At 62.9% G+C, this 20,548-nt stretch carries 15 protein-coding genes, 1 tRNA gene and 1 pseudogene; 7 read left to right on the forward strand and 10 right to left on the reverse strand.

The features are described from left to right. Positions 1-71: 71 nt before the first annotated feature. Positions 72-1,511, forward strand: coding sequence for a divergent polysaccharide deacteylase family protein (locus ACEWPL_RS01445; protein ID WP_393934946.1), 1,440 nt, complete (start codon positions 72-74; stop codon positions 1,509-1,511). Here ACEWPL_RS01445 and ACEWPL_RS01450 read toward each other — a convergent pair. From ACEWPL_RS01450 to fabI, 8 genes are all read right to left on the reverse strand, one after another. Then, entirely contained in the window at positions 1,508-2,044 is a 537-nt protein-coding gene (locus tag ACEWPL_RS01450) for an rRNA large subunit pseudouridine synthase E (RefSeq protein WP_393934945.1), read from the reverse strand. The genes ACEWPL_RS01445 and ACEWPL_RS01450 overlap by 4 nt on opposite strands. Positions 2,045-2,144: 100 nt before the next feature. Beyond that, entirely contained in the window at positions 2,145-2,924 is a 780-nt protein-coding gene (locus tag ACEWPL_RS01455; protein WP_393934944.1) for a sulfotransferase family 2 domain-containing protein, read from the reverse strand. An 82-nt stretch (positions 2,925-3,006) separates the two neighbouring features. Further along, entirely contained in the window at positions 3,007-4,515 is a 1,509-nt protein-coding gene (trpE, locus tag ACEWPL_RS01460) for an anthranilate synthase component I (protein WP_393934943.1), read from the reverse strand. Positions 4,516-4,527: 12 nt separating this feature from the next. Then, positions 4,528-6,369 (reverse strand): peptidyl-prolyl cis-trans isomerase, encoded by a 1,842-nt coding sequence (locus ACEWPL_RS01465; RefSeq protein ID WP_393934942.1) that lies wholly within the window; start codon positions 6,367-6,369, stop codon positions 4,528-4,530. A 51-nt stretch (positions 6,370-6,420) separates the two neighbouring features. Continuing rightward, the gene (locus ACEWPL_RS01470; RefSeq protein ID WP_393934941.1) at positions 6,421-7,626 is read right to left on the reverse strand and encodes an aminotransferase; all 1,206 of its coding nucleotides are present in this window, start codon (positions 7,624-7,626) and stop codon (positions 6,421-6,423) included. A 15-nt stretch (positions 7,627-7,641) separates the two neighbouring features. After that, entirely contained in the window at positions 7,642-8,142 is a 501-nt protein-coding gene (gpt, locus tag ACEWPL_RS01475) for a xanthine phosphoribosyltransferase (RefSeq protein ID WP_393934940.1), read from the reverse strand. A gap of 15 nt (positions 8,143-8,157) precedes the next feature. Then, positions 8,158-8,763, reverse strand: a complete 606-nt coding sequence (locus tag ACEWPL_RS01480; RefSeq protein ID WP_393934939.1) for a LysE family translocator — start codon at positions 8,761-8,763, stop codon at positions 8,158-8,160. Positions 8,764-8,775: 12 nt separating this feature from the next. After that, positions 8,776-9,582, reverse strand: a complete 807-nt coding sequence (fabI, locus tag ACEWPL_RS01485) for an enoyl-ACP reductase FabI (protein ID WP_393934938.1) — start codon at positions 9,580-9,582, stop codon at positions 8,776-8,778. A 161-nt stretch (positions 9,583-9,743) separates the two neighbouring features. On the opposite strand from fabI, the gene pdxH reads away from it, so the two are divergent. The 6 genes and pseudogenes from pdxH (at position 9,744) to ACEWPL_RS01515 (ending at position 17,106) form a co-directional block, all read left to right on the forward strand. Beyond that, positions 9,744-10,349 carry a pyridoxamine 5'-phosphate oxidase gene (gene pdxH / locus ACEWPL_RS01490; protein ID WP_393934937.1) on the forward strand — a complete coding sequence of 202 codons (606 nt, stop codon included), beginning with the start codon at positions 9,744-9,746 and terminating at the stop codon, positions 10,347-10,349. A gap of 253 nt (positions 10,350-10,602) precedes the next feature. After that, complete coding sequence (locus ACEWPL_RS01495) at positions 10,603-11,139, forward strand: cold-shock protein (RefSeq protein WP_393934936.1); 537 nt, start codon at positions 10,603-10,605, stop codon at positions 11,137-11,139. After that, entirely contained in the window at positions 11,136-11,600 is a 465-nt protein-coding gene (locus tag ACEWPL_RS01500) for a DUF192 domain-containing protein (RefSeq protein WP_393934935.1), read from the forward strand. Before ACEWPL_RS01495 ends, ACEWPL_RS01500 begins: the two co-directional genes overlap by 4 nt. A gap of 72 nt (positions 11,601-11,672) precedes the next feature. Continuing rightward, positions 11,673-11,749 (forward strand) — tRNA-Pro (locus tag ACEWPL_RS01505). Positions 11,750-12,372: 623 nt separating this feature from the next. Then, positions 12,373-16,032, forward strand: a complete 3,660-nt coding sequence (locus tag ACEWPL_RS01510; RefSeq protein WP_393934934.1) for a vitamin B12-dependent ribonucleotide reductase — start codon at positions 12,373-12,375, stop codon at positions 16,030-16,032. Between the two features lie 292 nt (positions 16,033-16,324). Beyond that, positions 16,325-17,106 (forward strand): annotated as a pseudogene (locus ACEWPL_RS01515) (IS5 family transposase). A gap of 260 nt (positions 17,107-17,366) precedes the next feature. Here the strand turns inward: ACEWPL_RS01515 and ACEWPL_RS01520 are convergent. Together ACEWPL_RS01520 and ACEWPL_RS01525 are read right to left on the reverse strand one after the other, a co-directional pair. Next, on the reverse strand, positions 17,367-18,605 hold the full coding sequence (locus ACEWPL_RS01520; RefSeq protein ID WP_393934933.1) for a multidrug effflux MFS transporter: 1,239 nt from the start codon (positions 18,603-18,605) through the stop codon (positions 17,367-17,369). 87 nt (positions 18,606-18,692) lie between these two features. Next, positions 18,693-20,477 (reverse strand): sodium:proton antiporter, encoded by a 1,785-nt coding sequence (locus ACEWPL_RS01525; protein WP_393934932.1) that lies wholly within the window; start codon positions 20,475-20,477, stop codon positions 18,693-18,695. Positions 20,478-20,548: the final 71 nt, after the last annotated feature.

Consider the following 20,548-nt stretch of genomic DNA (forward strand, 5'->3'; position numbering starts at 1 on the left):
TGGCCCCGAGGGTCAAGGGGCCGAAGGCGGGAAACGCCGCGGCAGACGGGCAGTTGCAGGAGGGCCGAGGCATGGCGAGCGGATTTTTGTCGGGGCTGGTGGCCGGTGCGGCGGTATCGGGGCTTGCCCTCGGTACGCTTTCGGTTGTTGCCGGGGGCGGGCAGGGCGCGGCGCCCGGCGCAGCCACGATCGAGGTGCCTGCCGGATCGGAGTTCAACCAGTCACTTGTCGACGGTCCTGCACAGGTCCCGGGTGCCGATGGCGCGCCTGCCATCGCCTCTGACGCGCCCAAGGTCGACAAGGCAGCGCCCGATGATCTGAGCGCGATGGGCGCCGCCAATACCCAGCCCTCCCAGCGTCCGGAAACCGGCGGGATCGACGCCGATCTCAGCGCCCCGCAAGTGCCCAGCGATGGCAGTGGTATCATTGCCAGCCTGCCAGACGAGGCGGCGGATGCGGGCACGGGCGAAAGTCCGCTTGCTGACAACACTGCCGGGACCGCGCCCGACGTCACAAGCGATATCGCCACCGAACCTGCGCCCGGTGCCGAAGACCCGGCCATCTCCGCCGATCCAGCCCAGCCCAGCATGCCAGAGGTCGAGGCGAATGCTGGTCTGGCGCCTTCTGGCTCTGCTGCGCAGGATGCGCCAGAGATCGACAATGACCCGCTTCAGGAAGCGCCGGAACCGGTATCGGATGCACCGGACGCTCCCGACGAAGAGGCCGGCCCGTCGGGCACGATCGGGGATATCGCGGAGGATATCGAAACCAATCGCCTGCCATCCGTGGGCGCCGCGCCTGCCGAGCTGGAGGTCGAGGAGGTCCCCGAGGACCCGCGCGCCATCGCCAGGAACGCCGCGCCCTTCGACAATCCCGAGGGCAAGCCGCTGATGGCCATCGTGCTGATCGACGACGGCAGCAGTCCCATTGGCCTTGAAGCGCTGGACGCCTTTCCCTATCCGCTCAGCTTTGCCGTCGATGCGATGCGGCCCGACGCAGCCGAGGCGATGGCGCGCTACCGCAATGCGGGGTTCGAGGTGCTGGCCATGGCCGACCTGCCCGAAGGCGCCGATGCGCGCGATACCGAAACCGTCATGCAGACCGTCTTTGCCGCCGTGCCCGAGGCCGTCGGCGTACTGGAAGGCTTGGGCACCGGCCTGCAGATCGGCCGCGACGCCAGCGAGCAGCTGGCGCCGATCCTTCTCGAATCCGGGCATGGCCTTGTCGTCTTTGCCAAGGGTCTTCAGACGGCGCCCAAGCTGATCGCCCGCGAGGGGGTGCCGGTGGGGACGGTTTTCAGGGATTTCGACAGCGAGGATCAGAGCGCGACCGTCATCCGCCGCTTTCTCGATCAGGCGGCGTTCAAGGCGGGGCGCGATGAGGAGGGCGTGATCATGCTGGGGCGCCTCCGCGCGGATACGATCAGCGCACTGCTGCTCTGGGGGCTGCAAGACCGGGCCAGTCGCGTGGCGCTCGCCCCGATCTCAGCGGTACTTCTGCCCGAGGATTAAACCTCGCGCCAGCGACCGGGCAAAAGGCCGTCCAGGCTCCAGTCACCGATGCGCCAGCGCACGAGACGCAGCGTGGGATGCCCGACATGCGCCGTCATGCGGCGTACCTGCCGATTGCGCCCCTCGGTGATGGTCAGCTCGATCCAGGTGTCCGGCACGGATTTGCGGTAGCGCACCGGCGGCACGCGCGGCCAGAGATTGGGCGGGTCGATCCGGCGGACCCCGGCGGGCCGCGTCAGGCCATCCTTCAGCGTGACACCCTTGGCCAAAGCGGTCAGCGCGGCCTCGTCAGGAATGCCTTCAACCTGCGCAAGATAGGTCTTGGGCTGTTTGAACTTCGGATCGGCGATGCGCGCCTGCAGCTTGCCGTCGCTGGTCAGGATCAGCAGCCCCTCACTGTCGCGGTCCAGCCGCCCGGCAGGGTAGACGCCGGGCACGTCCACATAATCGGCCAGCGTCGGATGGCCGCTGCCCTCATCGGTGAATTGCGACAGCACGCCATGCGGCTTGTTGAGAAGGATGAGTCGGCTCATAAATATGCTTTCAGGCCGTGGAGGCATGGGGGCAACGATACCGATCAAGGACCGTGCGCTGCGTCCGGTGCAGCCAATAGCCTTTCCGAGCTTCACTTGGCTAGCTCTTTTCAGCCTCTTTCGCGTCCCGCCAAAATTGACGAACCTGCCGGAACGACCGAAAATCGTCTGCGTAGATGGCCTTTAACTGCTGTTTCAATTCCGGCGTCAGGATCTCGCATTTCCGAATGGGTTTTGGGGAGGTGTTGCGCGCGCCAACAGTCTGGAACGCCTGTTCGATATCCGGGATCAGATCCTTGAGAAATCGAGTCAATTGCCAATGAAAGTCTTCTAGCGTCAGGACGTGAAAATTCAATTTGTAAACCTGTGTCAGCTGATGCGTTTGCGGGACGAGGTGCCAATTCGGTTTTGTCCTGGTCTCGCCGGCAATATTGGACGCAGCCCACTGCGCCAGCTTCAGGCAGTTTTCAGTATGACCGGCCGCACTCAGGTTTTTTTCCTGCCGGAGGTCATGCGCGGAGAAAAACTCTTGGGACATTCCCGGCCGACGGGGCGCGCCGCCATCATAGACCTTGTCAAAATAGACGGACAGAAAGCGATGTATGGGGTTTCGCATGATGATCAAATTGTGCGCGCTTCTCTCGATGTCATCGAGCGTGATATGCGATGCGCGCACGAGCCGGTCATCCCAATCATGCACACCGCTCGCATGGTCCATCAGGCGCTCGTTATCCAGATAATAAAGCAGGCTCTTGAGAAACGTCCCGCCGTTCTTGGGGATGTGATGCCAATAGAGCGGATAGCGTTTGGTGGTGTAGAGCCATTCGGGTTTGACGGGCTTCGCCTCGACCCTCGGATGCGCCGCCAGATGCTCGATCATTTGAATTCGCATCGGCTTCCTGCCCTGTGAGAGGCCAAGGCACATAGGGTTCCAGTGCCAAGGCTTGGCACACCCGCTGGCCTTACCCGTTGGAAGATCCGCCGAAGCGGGCCGCATCGGCCGCGGCGCGGCGGATGGCGTTGGATTTGTGCACCGTCTCCATATATTCGGCCTCGGGGTCGCTGTCATAGACCACACCGCCGCCCGCCTGGATATAGAGCTTGGCATCCTTGACCACCGCCGTGCGCAGGGCGATGCAGATATCCATGTCGCCGCCCGCGCTGAAATAGCCCACGCCGCCGCCATAAACGCCGCGCTTTTCCGGCTCCAGCTCGTCGATGATCTCCATGGCGCGCACCTTGGGGGCGCCCGAGACGGTGCCGGCGGGCAGGCCGGCCAGAAGGGCGCTGAGGGCGTCCTGATCGTCCGACAGCTCGCCCACCACGTTCGAGACGATATGCATCACGTGGCTGTAGCGCTCGATGATGAATTCCTCGGTCGGGTGCACGGTGCCCACCTTGCAGACGCGGCCCGTGTCGTTGCGCCCCAGATCCAGCAGCATCAGATGCTCGGCCAGCTCCTTGGTATCGGCCATCAGGTCCGCCTCGTTGGCGCGGTCCTCTTCGGGCGTCGCACCGCGAGGGCGGGTGCCTGCGATGGGGCGGATCGTGACCTCATTGCCAAAAACGCGGACCAGAATCTCGGGGCTGGCGCCGATCACCTGGAAGCCGCCGAAATTGAAATAGAACATGAAGGGCGAGGGGTTCGTGCGGCGCAGGCTGCGGTAGAGCGCGAAGGGCGGCTGCGAAAAGGGCTGCGTCCAGCGCTGGGATGGCACGACCTGAAAGATATCGCCCGCCTTGATGTACTCCTTGGCCTGCTCCACCGCGGCCTTGTAGCCCTCTCGGGTGAAGTTCGACACAGCCTCGCCATCCTCGGCGGCCTGGCCCAAGCCCCGGCTCTGCGGCAGGGCGCGGTCCAGATCGCGCACGGCGTCCATGACCCGTTCGGCGGCGCGGGCATGGGCGGCGCGGGCGCTGGTGCCCGGCTCGAACCATGCGGGGGCGACGACGATGACCTCGCCCTTGACGCCGTCGAGCACTGCGATGACCGAGGGACGCAGCATCAGCGCGTCGGGCAGGCCCAGCGGGTCGGGGTTTACATTCGGCAAATGCTCGACCAGGCGGATCATATCATAGCCAAGATAGCCGAAAAGCCCCGCGCTGGCGGCGGGCAGATCGTCTGGCAGGTTGATCCGGCTCTCGGCGATGAGGCTGCGCAGATTGGCCAGCGGATCTCCGTCCTGCGCTTCCCACGCCTCGGGATCGAAGCGGGCCTGCCGGTTGATCCGGCTGGACGTGCCGTGGCACTGCCAGACCAGATCGGGCTTCATCCCGATGATCGAATAGCGCCCGCGCACTTCGCCGCCGGTGACCGATTCCAGCATGAAGGCATCGGTTGCTGAGCCTGCCAGCTTCATCATCAGCGAAACGGGTGTGTCCAGATCGGCGGCCAGCCGCGTGTAGACCAGCTGGCTCTTGCCCGCCTCGTAGCCTGCGGCGAAGGCGTCATAGGATGGGGTTAGTTCCACGGCGGCACGTCCTTACTGAAAGTTGGCGTGAACGGCGGCGATGGCCTGCTGGTCCAGCGTGATGCCCGCGCGGGCGCGGATATCGTCGGCCAGCGCCTGGTACAGATCCTGCGCGATGTCGCCTGCCGCCGAATCCTGCAGGCTGCTGCGGATACGGTCCAGCTCGTCGCCCTCGCTCTCGGGGACTGCGGCGCTGTCGAGGCGCACGATGAACAGGCGGTCCTCGCCATTGACCATGGTCACGTCGCCCTCGTTCATGGCGAAGATCGCGGGGATGGTGCCGGGAGGGGTGCCTGCCTGAAAGCCCTGGCGCGTGATACCCTTGCCGGTCCGGGGCGTCAGGCCGACATCCTCGAAGGACGCGCCATCCTCCAGCTGGGCAATCAACTCGCCCGCCTGCGCGCGCAGCGCTTCGATCAGCGCGTCGCGCGCCCAGGCCGCGGCGACCTGCTGCTGGACCTCCTCCAACGGCTGAACTGTGGGCTCGACCACCTCGTCAAGGCGCATGGCAAAGATCCCGCCATCGCCGAGATTCAGGACTTCGGGGAAATCGCCCACCTGAAGGTTGGCGGCAGCGTCGCGAAAGGCGGCGTAGCCGGCGATGCCCTCGCTCATGCCGGACCGCCAGTCGATCGTGCCGGTTTCCATCTGCGTCTCGTCGCCGAGGTTCTCGATGGTCGCGCCGCCTGCCAGCAGATCGTTCGTGCCCTCGATCGAGGCGTCGATGACGCGCGCGGCGCGGTCATTGGCCAGCGCGTCGCGTAGCTCGCTCTCAGCCTCTTCGAAGGTAGTGATCTGCTCTTGCAGCACCGCGTTCATGCGGAAGAGCGCGGGGCCGAGGCTCGTCTCGACCGGGCCGACCACGTCGCCCGATGCGGCGCCGAAGACAGGCTCGCCCGCGGCGCCCAGCTCGGCCTCATCCACGTCGCCCATATCCACATCCTGTAAGGTCAAACCGCGAGCCTCGACCAGATCGTCGAAGGTGGCCTCTCCCGCGTCCAGCTCTGCGCGGGCGGCCTCGGCGGCCTCGGCCGTGGGATAAACCAAGCGCTCGACCAGGCGACGCTCGGGCTGGTTGAACTCGGCAGCGCGGGCGTCATACGCTTCGCGCAGGGCGGCCTCATCAACCTCGACCTCGTCGATGATCATCTCGGGGGTCAGCCAAGCATAGGTGATACGCTGCGTTTCCGGCACGGTGAATTGCGGGATATTGGCCTGATAATAGGTCTCCAGATCCTCGTCCGTGGGCACCGGCAGGCCGCTGTTCAGATCGCCGCGCCCAAGGGCGGCGAAGGTCACGTCCCGCTCTTCGGCGATATAATCCAGCAGGCTGTCCGTATAGGCGGCGGGCGTGCTGACACCCGCGATTACAGCGCCCTGCACCAGCGTGCTGGCGGTCTCGGCGCGCACATCCTCTTCGAATTGCGCCTCGCTGAGGCCCGCGCGCTCCAGCGCAAAGCGATAGCCTTCGCGGTCGAACTGCCCGTCCACGCCCTGAAAGCCGGGGATATCCATGATCTGGCGGCCCAGCGTGGCGTCACCTACGGAAATGCCCATGCGCGCCGCCTCATCCTCGATCGCGGCCTGACTGACAAGGCGCGAAAGAACGCGCTGAGGCAGGCCGCGCGCTTCGGCCTCGGCGAAGGGCAGGGGCGCGCCCGTCTCGGCCACGGCGGCGTTCACCTCCGCACGCAGGGCGCGGGCATATTCGTCGATCGTGATCTCGGTGTCGCCCACGGTGCCGACGCGGGTGATGCCGCCGCCCAGATTGGTCACACCAAAGCCGCCGAGGCCAAGGATCAGAAGGCCCATCAGGACCCACATCGCGGATTTGGAAATGCTTCTGGATCGCATATTTTGGGCGCCTTCGTCGAAAATGGGGTGCGGTTTCGCGTTGGAGATTGTCTATGCGCTCGGGGTCCGAGGGGCAAGGGGCCAGCCCGGCCCCTCCAGCGCCGCGAGCCGGCTGAACAGCGTCTCGATCCCGGCGCGGTCCACATTGGCAAAGGCGATGCGGAAATGGCGCGCGCCCGAAGGATCATTGCCGGGCGTGAACATTGTGCCGGGCAGGGTCAGCACGCCAGCATCGCGCACAAGGCGCGGAGCCAGTGCGTCCGAGCCCTCGGCGAAGGGATGCGCGAGATAGGCGAAATAGGCGCCGACGCCTTTCAGTTCCCAGCCTTGTGCGGCCAGTTTCGGCATCTGCTCGGCGATGGCTGCGCGGCGATCCAGGATCTCGGCCCGCTCACCCGCCAGCCATTGGGCAAGGTTCTGCATCCCCCAGAGCGCGCCGATCTGGCCCAACTGGTTGGGGCAGATGGCAACGCAATCGAGGAATTTCTCGGCCTCGGCGAGCCGCGCGGGCGAGGTGACCATCGCGCCGACGCGGTGGCCGGTCAGGCGATAGGCTTTGGAAAAGGAGTAAAGCTGGATCAGCGTCCGGTCCCAATCGGGATCGTTGAAGAGATCGTGCGGCGCGCCGGTGCGGGCGTCGAAATCGCGGTAGGTCTCATCGACCATCAAGGCGATGCCGCGCGATTTTGCCAGCTCGTAAAAGGCGCGCACCAAGTCCGCCGGGTATTCCACCCCGCCCGGATTGTTGGGCGTGACCAGCACAATCGCGCGGGTGCGCGGCGTAATCAGCGCCGCCGCCTCCTCGGGATCGGGCAAGAGACCCTCACGCGCAGGCAGTGGCAAGCTGCGCACGCCGTTCATGTCACACCACATTTTATGGTTGAAATACCAGGGGGTTGGAAGGATGACTTCATCTCCCTCATCGCAGAGCGTGGCCAGCGCCGCGCAGAAGGCCTGATTGCAACCCGAGGTGATGGCGACATTGCCCGCCCCGACGGCGCCGCCATAGGCTGCGCTCCACTGCGCGGCCACTTCGGCGCGCAGATCGTCGCGGCCCAGCACCGCGCCATAAAGATGCGCGTCGGTCTGCGTCATCGATGCTTCGGCCATCGCGCGGCGCAGTCCTTCGGGCGGAACCTCGACCGGGGCGGCTTGGCTGACGTTGATCAGCGGGCGCTCGGGCGTGAACTGGACGCCGTCCAGCCAGCGGCGGGCCTCCATTACGGGCGGGGCGAAGCTATGGGATGTGCGGCTCATGTGGGGCGGTCTCCGTTATTTGCCGCGATAGGGCTGGACATATTGAAGGGCGAGATCCCAGGGGAAGAAGATCCACGTGTCCTGGCTGACCTCGGTCACGAAGGTCTGGACGCGCTCCTTGGCCATGGGCTTGGCATAGACGGTGGCGATATGCGCCTTGGGCATATGGGCGCGCACCACGTCGAGCGTGCGGCCCGTGTCGACCAGATCGTCGATCACGAGGATTCCGGTGCCGTCGCCGACGATGTCCATATCCGGCGATTTCAGGATCTGCGCCTCGCCTTGGGTCTGGTGGTCGTAGCTCTTGACGCTGATCGTATCGACGGTACGGATGTCCAGCTCGCGCGCCACGATCATCGCGGGGGCCATGCCGCCGCGCGTGATGGCCACGACCGCGCGCCATGCGCCGTCATCCGGCCCTTTGCCATCCAGCCGCCACGCCAGCGCGCGCGCATCGCGGTGCAGCTGGTCCCAGCTGACGTGAAAGCCTTTTTCGTGGGGCAGGGGTTCTTGCATGGGTTGTCCTTGGAGTTATCGCGTCAGAAGCAGGCGCAGGCCGAACGCGCCGAGGATCGCCGAGGTCACGCGGTCCAGCACGGGCTTGGCGGCAAGGTAGCGCTTCCGTACGGCGGCAGTCGACAAAAGGATCGCGAGCGTGGGCTGAACGATCATCTCGACGGCAAGGTGATTTGCAAAGATGATCGCCTTGTCCGGCCCACTGAGCGACGGGGGAAAGACCACAACCAGCACGGCAGCGGCGAAGAAAACCGATTTCGGATTGCCCAGATTCACCAGAAAGCCCGAGAGGAACGCGCGCTTATGTGGCACGGGGGCGGCGGCGCCGATGGGATCGCGGGCATGGCGCCACATCTGCACGGCCATGTAGATCAGGTAGGCCGCGCCCGCCGCCTTGAGCAGCGCATAAAGCCACGGGAAAAGCGTGAAGAGGCCATCAAGGCCCAGCAGTGCGGCCAGCGTCCAGAGCGCGGCCATCACGGCAAGCCCGGCACCGGCGGCGATACCCGCCGCGCGGCCCGCGCCCAGTGTCGTCTTGATCAGGAACAGCAGCGATGGGCCGGGGCTGGCGATGGCCGCCAGCAGCGCGACGTTGAATGCGATAAGCTGAGCTGCATCCATCGGCGCGCGGGCTCAGGTATTATCGATATCGGGGGCGTCGACGGCCTTCATGCCGACCACGTGATAGCCCGCGTCGACATGCAGGTTTTCGCCCGTCGTGCCGCTGCCCAGATCGCTGAGCAGGTAAAGCGCGGCCTTGCCCACATCGTCGATGGTCACGTTGCGGCGGAGCGGCGAGTTCAGCTCGTTCCACTTGAGAATATAGCGGAAATCGCCGATGCCTGAGGCGGCCAGCGTCTTGATCGGGCCGGCCGATATCGCGTTGACCCGGATGCCGTCCTTGCCCAGATCCTCGGCCAGGTATTTGACCGATGCCTCCAGTGCGGCCTTGGCGATGCCCATCACGTTGTAATGGGGCATGACCTGCTCGGCGCCGTAATAGGTGAGGGTCAGCATCGAGCCGCCTTCGCCCATGAGTTTCTCGGCGCGCTTGGCGACGGCGGTAAAGCTGTAGCAGCTGACATCCATCGTATCGAGAAAGTTCTGACGGCTGGTGTCGATATAGCGCCCGCGCAGCTCGTTCTTGTCGGAAAAGCCAATGGCGTGGACCAGGAAGTCGATCTTGCCCCAGACGCGCTCGATCTCGGCAAAGGCCGCGTCGATCGAGGCGGGATCGCTAACGTTGCAGTCGATCATCACGTCCGAGCCGAGGGATTTCGCCAGCGGCTCGACCCGCTTCTTGAACGCGTCGCCCATATAGGTGAAGGCCAGTTCGGCACCCGCATCGGCGCAGGCTTGGGCGATGCCCCAGGCGATGGATTTGTCGTTGGCGAGACCCATGATAACGCCGCGCTTGCCCGCCATAAGGTTGTTTGACATATCCCGCTTCCCGACCCGATTAGATGCTTTTGCTGACCTTTAGGCGATTGGCAGGGGTGCATCAAGGGCTGCCTTCCGCAGGCGGCATCGCGCCGGCGCTGGAAATGGCGCACGCCTTGCGTCATATCTCGAAGTGACGGGACAATGAGGGGACGGATGAGATGACCGACAGAACTGGGAAATTCGCAGGGGACGATCCCTTTCAGATTTCGCGCCGCTGGCTGGAGGAGGCCCAGAGCACAGAGCCGAACGATCCCAACGCCATCGCGCTGGCCACGGTGGACCCCGATGGCATGCCCAACATGCGCATGGTCCTGCTCAAGGAGATCGCGGATGACGGCTTCGTCTTCTACACCAATTACGAGAGCGCCAAGGGCCAGGAGCTGGCCGCCAGCGGCAAGGCGGGCTTTGTCATGCATTGGAAGACGCTGCGCCGCCAGATCCGGGTGCGCGGCCCCGTCACCCGCCAAGACGGGCCCGAAGCGGATGCCTACTATGCCTCCCGCTCGCTGAAGAGCCGGCTGGGGGCCTGGGCTTCGCAGCAGTCGCGCCCGCTCTCCAGCCGCGGGGCGCTGATGGCCGAGGTCGCCAAGGTCTCGGCCCGCCACGGATTGAACCCTCCGCGGCCGCCATTCTGGGGCGGTTTCAAGATCACTCCGGTCGAAATCGAGTTCTGGGCAGATGGCGATTATCGCCTTCATGATCGCTTTGTCTGGCGCCGTGACGGCCCCGACGAGGCATGGGAGGTGACCCGTCTCAATCCATAGCGGGACGCCTTCCGCGACGTCATCTTGCCGACGCCCAGGAGAAAAGTGGCAAGATTTTGCCGGAATTTACACGCATAAAGAGAGTTGTTTGTAACACAGTACCTTAAAAAGTGATTCTTTGGGTCCAAAGGCATGGACGCATACGGCTTGCAACTCTATGTGTGACCGTATCAGGGCGACACCGATGGGTGCGTCTCCTTACACCGGCAAGGAGTTGATGTGCGTGGGGATGTTTGACGCAACGCAAGGCAGAATGGCCACTATCGTCGGTTCGGACGAGGCGGACGTATGGCGTGTGCGTGGTCGCGTGAAGTGGTTCGATCCGGTGCGTGGCTTCGGCTTTGTGCTGGATGAACAAGGCGGCGCCGACATCCTTCTGCATGCGAATGTCCTGCGCAACTTCGGTCAAAGCTCGGTTGCAGATGCCGCTATCGTCGAGATGGAAGTGCAAAGCACCGAGCGCGGCGTCCAGGCGACCGCCGTTCATGAGATCGTGCCGCCCGATGCCGGGAACCTTCCGGGCCTCGCGGATTTCGATGACATAGATACCGAGACGCTGCGCGATGCGCCGCTTTTGCCCGCGCGGGTCAAATGGTTCGACAAGGCGAAGGGTTTCGGCTTTGCCAACACGTTTGGCGAGGACGGCGATGTGTTCGTCCATATGGAAGTTCTGCGGCGCTCGGGCCTTGCGGATCTGCAGCCGGGCGAGGCGCTGGCCATCCGTGTGATCCACGGCAAGAGGGGCCGCATGGCCGCTGAGGTCAGCGGCTGGGAGAGCGCCATCAAATGAAGCAATTCGCGTTTGCCTGCGTGCTGGCCTTGGTCGGCACCACGGCCTTGGCCGAAGAGTGCAGCCCGGGCGTGGTTCAGCTTCGCGGCGATTGGGGGCAGGCGCGGTTCGCGATCGAGCTGGCCGATGACGAGGCCGAACGCGCCCAGGGCCTGATGCACCGCGAAAGCCTGCCGCAATCGGCGGGCATGCTTTTTGTCTATCCTGAAAGCCGCACCGTCGGCTTCTGGATGAAAAATACCCTGATCCCGCTGGACATGATCTTTCTCGATGCGACCGGCACGGTGGCGCGGGTGCATTCCAACGCGGTGCCGGGTGATCTGACGCCGATCATGGGCGGCTCCGATATCAAGGCCGTGCTCGAGATCAATGGCGGGCTGGCCGAGCGTCTGGGAATCGCACCGGGCACGCAACTGCGCCATCCGTCCTTCGCAGACGAGCGCGCCGCCTGGAAATGCTGAAACCTTGCGGTGCAGCGCCTGAATTTGGGCTTTTCTTCCGATCCGATTCTGCGTAAGCCATGACCCATGGTTCGGGGTGTGGCGCAGTCTGGTAGCGCACCTGTTTTGGGTACAGGGGGTCGTAGGTTCGAATCCTGCCTCCCCGACCATTCTTTCTCTCAACATATGAAACCGTGCAAATGCGGCGGATCCGTGCCCGCCTGGCGCTTTCTTTGCGCGGGATTGAGCCCTTGCCTGTGGCGCGGATGCACCGGCTTGCCCCAAGGCGGAAAAGTTTTTTCCGCCCGCGGCGCGCGCCAAATCCTGCACCGCCTTTACGCCAACAGCGCGGGATAAGGTTGAAGCGCATTGTGAGCGTCGGGCGCTAAACCATCCGAAAACCAGCGGTTTTGAAAGCCGAGCTTCCCTTGCGTCAGCGGCGCGCAACCCTGTGGATATGCTGTGCATGAATCGGCTGGCCCGAGTCACGGTCGGAACCCGCGCAAAAGGTCAACGGCAAAGAGGTGGTTTTTCCGCAAATTTGCGATTGACGGAGTATGTGCCAATGCGTCAGGTTGTGCAGGTCGCTGAGGCGCACACAATATGTAGTGCATCCAGGGCGGCGAGGGACATTCTCGATACCAGCCGGATTTCAGGCTAGCAGGCGTGCGCCGAAGGGCGTGCGGTCGCAGTGTGGAGGGGTGCGCCCGATGATCAGAGTCCGGCGCGGAACGGCGCGCTGCGGCAGTCCATCAACACGAAGAAGTACCCAAGCGGGGCGAGAGGCAGCGACATGAAAATCGACAGAAAGTTCACGAAGGCCGGTCAGGATGCATATTCGGAGCTCGAGTTCGTCACGACCTCGTCCGAGATCCGCAATCCCAATGGCACCTCCGTCTTCAAGCTGGACAATGTCGAAGTTCCCGCGGGCTGGAGCCAGGTCGCCAGCGACGTGATCGCGCAGAAGTATTTCCGAAAGGCCGGCGTTCCCGTCCGTCTCAAGCGCGTCAAGGAAAAGGGTGTGCCCGAGTTCCTGTGGCGCTCGGTCCCCGATGGGGACAATGTCGAGACCACGGGCGAGACCTCGGCCAAGCAGGTCTTTGACCGTCTCGCCGGCGCCTGGACCTATTGGGGCTGGAAAGGTGGCTATTTCACCACCGAGGCCGATGCACAGGCCTATTTCGACGAGATGCGCGTGATGCTGGCGGGCCAGATGGGCGCACCCAACAGCCCCCAATGGTTCAACACTGGTCTTCATTGGGCCTACGGCATCGACGGTCCGGGGCAGGGGCATTACTATGTCGACTACAAGACCGGCAAGCTGACCAAGTCCACCTCGGCCTACGAGCATCCGCAGCCGCATGCCTGCTTCATTCAGTCGGTCGCCGACGATCTCGTCGGCGATGGCGGCATCATGGACCTCTGGGTACGCGAAGCGCGCCTTTTCAAATATGGCTCGGGCACAGGCACCAACTTCTCTTCCCTGCGCGCCGCAAACGAGCCGCTTTCGGGTGGTGGCAAATCCTCGGGCCTGATGGGCTTCCTGAAAATCGGTGACCGCGCGGCAGGCGCGATCAAGTCGGGCGGCACCACGCGCCGCGCGGCCAAGATGGTGATCTGCGATGCCGACCACCCCGATATCGAGGAATTCATCAACTGGAAGGTCAAGGAAGAGCAGAAGGTCGCCAGCATCGTCGCCGGCTCCAAGATGCACGAGGCCAAGCTGAACGACATCTTCGCCGCGATCCGCGCCTGGGATGGCAGCCTGGAGGATTCGGTCGACCCCAAGAAGAACGCGGGCCTCAAGGACGCCATCCGCGGCGCCAAGAAATGCTCGATCCCCGAAACATACGTCAAACGCGTGCTGGACTATGCCAAGCAGGGCTATGAGAGCATCGAATTCCCGACCTACGACACCGATTGGGATAGCGAAGCCTATGCTTCAGTCTCGGGCCAGAATTCCAACAACTCGATCCGCGTCACCGATGCCTTCCTGAAGGCGGTCAAGGACGATGCCGACTGGGCGCTTCTGAACCGCACCGACGGCTCGGTCGCCAAGACCATCAAGGCACGCGACCTCTGGGAAGACGTGGGCCACGCCGCATGGGCCTGCGCCGATCCGGGCATCCAGTATCACGACACGGTCAATGCGTGGCACACATGCCCCGAAGATGGCGAGATCCGCGGATCGAACCCTTGCTCGGAATACATGTTCCTCGACGACACGGCCTGCAACCTCGCGTCCATGAACCTGCTGAAATTCTACGAGGACGGCCGGTTCGACGCCGAAGCCTACATGCATGCCTCGCGCCTCTGGACCGTGACGCTGGAAATCAGCGTTATGATGGCGCAGTTTCCGTCCAAGGAGATCGCGCAGCGCAGCTATGACTTCCGCACGCTGGGCCTTGGCTATGCCAATATCGGTGGCCTCTTGATGAATATGGGCCTCGGCTACGATTCGGACGAGGGGCGCGCGCTTGGCGGTGCGCTGAGCGCGATCATGACGGGCGTCGCCTATGCCACCTCCGCCGAGATGGCGGGCGAGCTGGGCGCCTTTGCCGGCTACGAGCGCAATGCCGAGCATATGCTGCGCGTGATCCGCAACCACCGCAACGCGGCCTATGGCAATGCCGATGGCTATGAGGCGTTGGCGGTCAAGCCCGTCCCACTGGACGTGACCGGCTGCCCCGACAGCCGCCTTGTCGAGCTGGCGATGTCGACCTGGGACGAGGCGCTGAGCCTTGGCGAAAAGCACGGCTACCGCAACGCGCAATCCACCGTCATCGCGCCCACCGGCACGATCGGCCTCGTCATGGATTGCGACACGACCGGGATCGAGCCTGACTTCGCGCTGGTGAAGTTCAAGAAGCTGGCCGGTGGCGGCTATTTCAAGATCATCAACCACTCGGTGCCTGCCGCGCTCGAGATGCTGGGCTATGGCTCGGCCCAGATCGAGGAAATCATCGGCTATGCCGTGGGTCACGGCACTATCGGCAACGCGCCCGGCATCAACCACACCTCGCTGGTAGGCCACGGTTTTGGCCCGAACGAGCTGGCAAAGGTGGACGCGGCGCTGGGGTCGGCCTTCGACATCCGCTTCGTCTTCAACCAGTGGACGCTGGGCGCCGAGTTCTGCACCAATGTCCTGGGCATCCCCGAGGCCAAGCTGAATGATCCCGCCTTCGATCTGCTGGCGCATCTGGGCTATAGCAAAAAGGACATCGAGGCAGCGAACGATCATGTCTGCGGCACGATGACCCTCGAGGGCGCTCCGCATCTCAAGGAAGAGCATTACCACGTCTTTGACTGCGCCAACCCCTGCGGCAAGAAGGGCAAGCGCTATCTCAGCGTCAACAGCCACATCACCATGATGGCCGCGGCGCAAAGCTTCATCTCGGGCGCGATCTCCAAGACGATCAACATGGCCAACGATGCCACGATCGAGGACTGCCAGAAGGCCTATGAGCTTTCGTGGTCCCTCGGGGTCAAGGCCAACGCGCTCTACCGCGACGGCTCCAAGCTCAGCCAGCCGCTGGCCTCCGCGCTGGTCGAGGATGACGACGACGCGGCCGAGATCCTAGAAACGGGCTCGAACCACGAGAAGGCCGCGACCTTGGCCGAGAAGATCGTGGAAAAAATCGTCATCAAGGAAGTGAACAAGTCGCACCGCGAGAAGATGCCCGAGCGCCGCAAGGGCTATACCCAGAAGGCGGTGATCGGCGGTCACAAGGTTTACTTGCGCACCGGCGAATATGCCGACGGCCAGCTGGGCGAGATCTTCATCGACATGCACAAGGAAGGCGCCGGTTTCCGCGCGATGATGAACAACTTTGCCATCGCCGTGTCGGTTGGCCTGCAATATGGCGTGCCGCTGGAAGAGTTCGTCGATGCCTTCACCTTCACCAAATTCGAGCCCTCGGGCATGGTGCAGGGCAATGACAGCATCAAGAACGCAACCTCTATCCTCGACTACATCTTCCGCGAGCTGGCGGTAAGCTACCTCGACCGCACCGACCTCGCGCATGTGAAACCCTCGGGTCACAGCTTTGACGATCTGGGCCGCGGCGAAGAGGAAGGCGTGCGCAACATCAGCGAGATGAGCGAGGCCGCGGCCAGCAAATCCCTCGAGGTGCTCAAGCAGATCAGCTCGACCGGCTACCTGCGCAAGCGTCTGCCACAGGAGCTCTATGTCCTGAACGGCGGTCAGGCGTTCTCCTCTGGCGGTGACCCGGTTAGCAGCCTGCAAACGCTGGTCCCCGAAACGGCCGGCGCCACGATGACGGCTTCCTCGGCAACGATCACCGCGACCTCCGTGTCGATGGACGCCCGCGTTAAGGCCAAGATGCAAGGCTACGAGGGCGAAGCCTGCGGCGATTGCGGCAACTACACTCTGGTGCGCAACGGCACCTGCATGAAGTGCAACACCTGCGGCGCGACCTCCGGGTGTAGCTGAGGGCGCGGCTGCGTGTGTCGGTTGGGGCAAAGTAGCTCCCAAATCGGGCAAAGATCGTCCCGAGCGGGAGCAAAGGTTGTCCCGGCGACTGCTACGATAGAAAAGAAAAGGAGCCGGGGTAGGCGATGCCCCGGCTCCTTTTTCCTTGGAGTTGCCGAGCAAAAGCCAAGTCATGAGTTAAAGATGCGAACCTGCTCTGCTCCGGTATTAGGTCTTTTAGGCTCAGGACCCATTAATTGCCTTGAGGTCATGATGGCTGCACGGTTCAAGCTCCCGAACTGATGGGGGCATGATGAGCACTCTTTTCTGGCTGACCGACGAGCAAATGACGCGGCAGTGGCCTTACGTTCCGAAGATCCGCGGGAAGCCGCGGGTTGATGATCGCCGGGGTCTGAGCGGAACCGTTTTTCATTATCCGTAATGGGTTACGCTGGTGCGATGCGCCCAAGGCGTATGGTCCGGCGAAGACGCTTTGCGACTGTTGGAAACGTTGGAGCGAGATGGGCGTGTTTCCCAGGATCTTCGAGGGATTGGCGGCGCAGGCCCCGGAGCAGACGACTATCATGAGTGACGCGACCCACCTCAAGGCACACCGCACGGCATCGAGCCTGCGGGGTAAAAAAGGGGGGCGTGGACGCCTGATCCACTGCCCGGCAGGGTATTGCGCAGCAATGCCCGAGAGGGGCGCGCGCACCAAGGGCGATATGAACACCAAACTGCACGCCATCGCCGATACCAATGGGCGGCCCATCCGGTTCTTCATGTCAGCCAGTCAGGTCAGCGATTATACCGGCGCTGCTGAGTTGCCTAGTGACTCCTCGGAGATCGCGGATATGATGCAGACTGGCTTGGCCAGGCCCTGAATAGCAAGGGGATCAAGCCCTGCATCCCAGGTAGGAAGGCGCGCAAGACTGGCGTGAAATATGCAAGCGTCGCGACAAACGACGCAACCGCATCGAGATCATGTTCGGCACGCTCAAGGATTGGCGCCGCATGGCACCTCGCTACGACGGATGTCCGAAGGTATTTCTGTCCGCCGTAGCTCTCGCCGCGACCGTCATCTTCTGGCTGTGAAAATCAATGAGGCTGGGGTCTGGGGTTGCCTGTTTTCCAGGTGTTAGAACCCACTCGTGTGTTCAGCACGATATCCTCAGGCTTCTCTTGTTTGCTAGCCATCTCGCCGTCCGTCTAAAAACGGGATGATTCTATCTCAAAAAGCGGACCACTTCAGCAGAACCATTCCACCCGACGGCCTTGTTGCGGACGTTTTCGATTTTCAGAAATGCTGGTGAGGCGTCTTGCCAACAAATGCTGAGCGTCACCGCCTGCCGCTGTCAGTCATTCGAATAACGCGGATCAAGCAGCTTGCCGCGCTCTGCGATGAGCACCATCCCCAACGAGCAGAGCGACAATACGAGAAACCCTGCGAACAGCGGAATGATGGTACCATTGTAGGCATAACCGATTATTGCGCCGAGGAGACCACCGCCCAGAGTCTGACCGAAACCAAGGACGGAAGAGGCCGTTCCGGCAACATGACCGAGCGGATCCATAGCAAGCGCGTTGAAATTAGTGCCGATGAAGCCGAAGAGCCCGAAAGTCGGGATCACCAGTATATAGAATAGCCAGAACGGGGTCGCGCCGCCCATCGCCGAGCCGAGCAGCAGGTGGAACCCGTTTAGAAGGCAGAAGCCTATCAATGCGGCGTGCGAAAGCCGCCGCATGCCGAACCTTTCGACCAATCGCGAGTTGAGAAAACTCGCAGCAGCCATGAAGATCGCGACTCCCGAAAAATAAAGGGTAAACACCGGACCTATATCGTAAATTTCAGTGTAGATCTGCTCGGCTTGGTTGATGAAGCCGAAGAGAACTCCGAAAATCGTTGCGGAAGCCATTGTGTAGCCGAAGGCAGTCCGGTTCGTAAGGACCAGCCTGAATGCCTGGGCGGTGTGCCTCAATGTGAGGGCGCGCCGATCTTCCGGATGAAGCGTCTCGGGCAGGCGCAAGGCCGACCAGACCAGCACGGCAAAGCTGAACGCGGCGACGACAATGGATATTTCCTGCCACGATCCGAACAGCATGATGATCTGCCCAATATTGGGCGCAATCACCGGGATTGCCATGAAAATCATCATCACCAGTGACATGACACTGGCCATGCGGCGACCACCGAAACTGTCACGCACGACCGTGATGGCAATGACCCGCGTCGCCGCAGCGCCGATCCCCTGCGTGGCCCTGAGTGCGAGAAGGATGCCGAAGGTCGGCGCAAAGGCTGCGGCAAAGGCTGCAAGGAAATAGAGGCCCAGCCCGAAGAAAAGAATGGGGCGGCGTCCGAAGCGGTCGGACAGCGGCCCGTAGATCAGTTGCGCCGCGCCAAACCCGGCGAGATAGCTGGAGATGACAAACTGGCGCTGATTTTCGCTGTCCACGCCCAAGGCCGCGCCGATATCCTGAAGTGCGGGGATGAAGATGTCGATCGCCGCAGCATTGAGCGCCATGAGGCTGGCGATCAGGATAATCAATTCCCAGTGCGGGAGGGCGCGTTTTTCAGTGTGGAGGGCGTCGGACATGATCCAAGCCCATAGGCGACGCGGGTACCGGGTGCAATGTGTAGAGTGGCCCGGCCAAGCGGCCGACGCGCAGGTTCAATCCGCAAGTCAAAGGGGAAAGAAGATGCTGATCGCGCAGCACGCGGTCAGCCCCACGATGAGGTTCATCGGAACGCCAATTTTCAGGAAATCGGTGAACCGATAGTTTCCGGCACCATAAACCAGCGTGTTGGTCTGGTAGCCGATGGGGGTCGCAAAGCTGGCGCTGGCGGCAATCATGACGGCCACGGCAAGCGGGCGCGGATCGACGCCGAGTTCTGACGCCAACGCTATGACGATAGGGGTGAAAACGACCGCAACGGCATTGTTGGTGACGATTTCTGTCAGAACGGAGGCCATGAAGTAAACTGCAATCAAGGTTAGAAACGGGGGCAGGCCGCTGAGAAGCGGCGTGACGATGTCAACGATCAATTCGACGGCGCCAGTATGTTCCAAGCCCGCGCCGATGATCAGCATCGCAAAGATCAATACGAGGATCGACCCATCGACGGATTGCCAGGCTTCGTCACTCGCTATGCAGCGGAGCAGCAGGATCGCTGCCACGGCGATCAATGCCAGGATGCCGATCGGCATGACATTCAGCGCCGCGAGGATCACGATCCCCAGCAAAGCGATGATTGCTATGGGGGCCTGCCTGCGCCGAAAGGCGCGCCCGGATGGCTGGGTAACCGATGCAACGTCACCGGCCTCGCTCAGCGAGCGGAAACCGTCGGCCGGCCCTTCCAGCAAAAGCTTGTCGGCAGCACGCAGGCGAACGCTCGACAGATCCGCGCCGGCGACATGGCCATGCCGGAATGCGCCCAATACCCGAACGCCCGCGTTGCGCCCCAACGCCAGGTCGGCAATGCTGCGCCCGACAGTGTGGCGTTTGGGCGTTACGATGGCCTCCGCCGTCAGGAGCTCGGCATCGGGATCTGGCTCTGATGTGCGCCGCATTCCGACCCGAAGTCCTGTATCCTGCACAAAGGTCAGCAACTCGGATGTGGTGGTCACGACGATTACTGAATCCCCCTTTCGCAGAACGCAGGCAGCCAGATCGTTCCGATTGATCTTGCCAGCGCGCTTCACGCCCAAAACCTTCACGCCATCGCGGCCGAAATCGGCGACCTCGCCCAGCGGGGAGTCTATGTGGGGATATGTGTCCAATACCGTGACTTCAGACAGGAACCGGGTTTCTCGGCTATCGCCCGTGTCGCCATCCGCCTTGCGATGGGGCAGGAGCCACCGCCCGAGGACGAGGAGGGTCGCGCTGCCTACCAGCGTCGCGGCCAGTCCGACAGGCGCGATCTCGAAGATCGAGAATGGCTGCATCCCGTTTTCCTGTGCGATGCCGTCGACGATCAGGTTCGTCGAGGTTCCGATCAGCGTGCAGGTGCCTCCGAGGATCGCCATGTAGGAGAGCGGGATGAGCAGGCGCGTTGGCGCCAGCTTCAAGCTGCTCGCCAGCCGGATCACGACCGGGATCAGCACCAGCACGACCGGCGTATTGTTCATGAAGGCCGACGCGGCGACCGCCGCGACCAGGAAAACCGCGACCGCGAGCTTGGGTCGGTCATGTGCATGGGTGACCACCATATTCGCCAGCGCATCCAGAACTCCGGTCCGCACCAATGCGCCGGAGACGATAAACATGGCTCCGATCGTGATGGGTGCCGGGTTCGAGAACACCCCCATGACCTGATCGTAGGGCACCAACCCCAACAAGATGTAAAGCGCCGCCGCGCCAGCGGCAGTGACCTCGGGCGGGAATTTTTCCAGCGTGAACGCAACAAAGAGAAGCAGCAGTATCCCGAGCGCCAGATATGAGGCATTTTGCCCGACAAGATCGATCATTGCGCAGCTGGCTCCCGTGGATCGAACGTGATTGAGAATGTCATGGCATGTATGGTGGGGTGGCTCAACGG

Source organism: Roseovarius roseus, from assembly GCF_043355935.2.
Lineage (GTDB): Bacteria > Pseudomonadota > Alphaproteobacteria > Rhodobacterales > Rhodobacteraceae > Roseovarius > Roseovarius roseus.

Bases quoted from the DNA above. Each gene is read 5' to 3' on its own strand.
- ACEWPL_RS01445 (WP_393934946.1), top strand. From the start codon at position 72: ATGGCGAGCGGATTTTTGTCGGGGCTGGTGGCCGGTGCGGCGGTATCG.
- ACEWPL_RS01450 (WP_393934945.1), bottom strand. From the start codon at position 2,044: ATGAGCCGACTCATCCTTCTCAACAAGCCGCATGGCGTGCTGTCGCAA.
- ACEWPL_RS01455 (WP_393934944.1), bottom strand. From the start codon at position 2,924: ATGATCGAGCATCTGGCGGCGCATCCGAGGGTCGAGGCGAAGCCCGTC.
- ACEWPL_RS01465 (WP_393934942.1), bottom strand. From the start codon at position 6,369: ATGCGATCCAGAAGCATTTCCAAATCCGCGATGTGGGTCCTGATGGGC.
- ACEWPL_RS01470 (WP_393934941.1), bottom strand. From the start codon at position 7,626: ATGAGCCGCACATCCCATAGCTTCGCCCCGCCCGTAATGGAGGCCCGC.
- gpt (WP_393934940.1), bottom strand. From the start codon at position 8,142: ATGCAAGAACCCCTGCCCCACGAAAAAGGCTTTCACGTCAGCTGGGAC.
- ACEWPL_RS01480 (WP_393934939.1), bottom strand. From the start codon at position 8,763: ATGGATGCAGCTCAGCTTATCGCATTCAACGTCGCGCTGCTGGCGGCC.
- fabI (WP_393934938.1), bottom strand. From the start codon at position 9,582: ATGTCAAACAACCTTATGGCGGGCAAGCGCGGCGTTATCATGGGTCTC.
- pdxH (WP_393934937.1), top strand. From the start codon at position 9,744: ATGACCGACAGAACTGGGAAATTCGCAGGGGACGATCCCTTTCAGATT.
- ACEWPL_RS01495 (WP_393934936.1), top strand. From the start codon at position 10,603: ATGGCCACTATCGTCGGTTCGGACGAGGCGGACGTATGGCGTGTGCGT.
- ACEWPL_RS01500 (WP_393934935.1), top strand. From the start codon at position 11,136: ATGAAGCAATTCGCGTTTGCCTGCGTGCTGGCCTTGGTCGGCACCACG.
- ACEWPL_RS01510 (WP_393934934.1), top strand. From the start codon at position 12,373: ATGAAAATCGACAGAAAGTTCACGAAGGCCGGTCAGGATGCATATTCG.
- ACEWPL_RS01520 (WP_393934933.1), bottom strand. From the start codon at position 18,605: ATGTCCGACGCCCTCCACACTGAAAAACGCGCCCTCCCGCACTGGGAA.
- ACEWPL_RS01525 (WP_393934932.1), bottom strand. From the start codon at position 20,477: ATGATCGATCTTGTCGGGCAAAATGCCTCATATCTGGCGCTCGGGATA.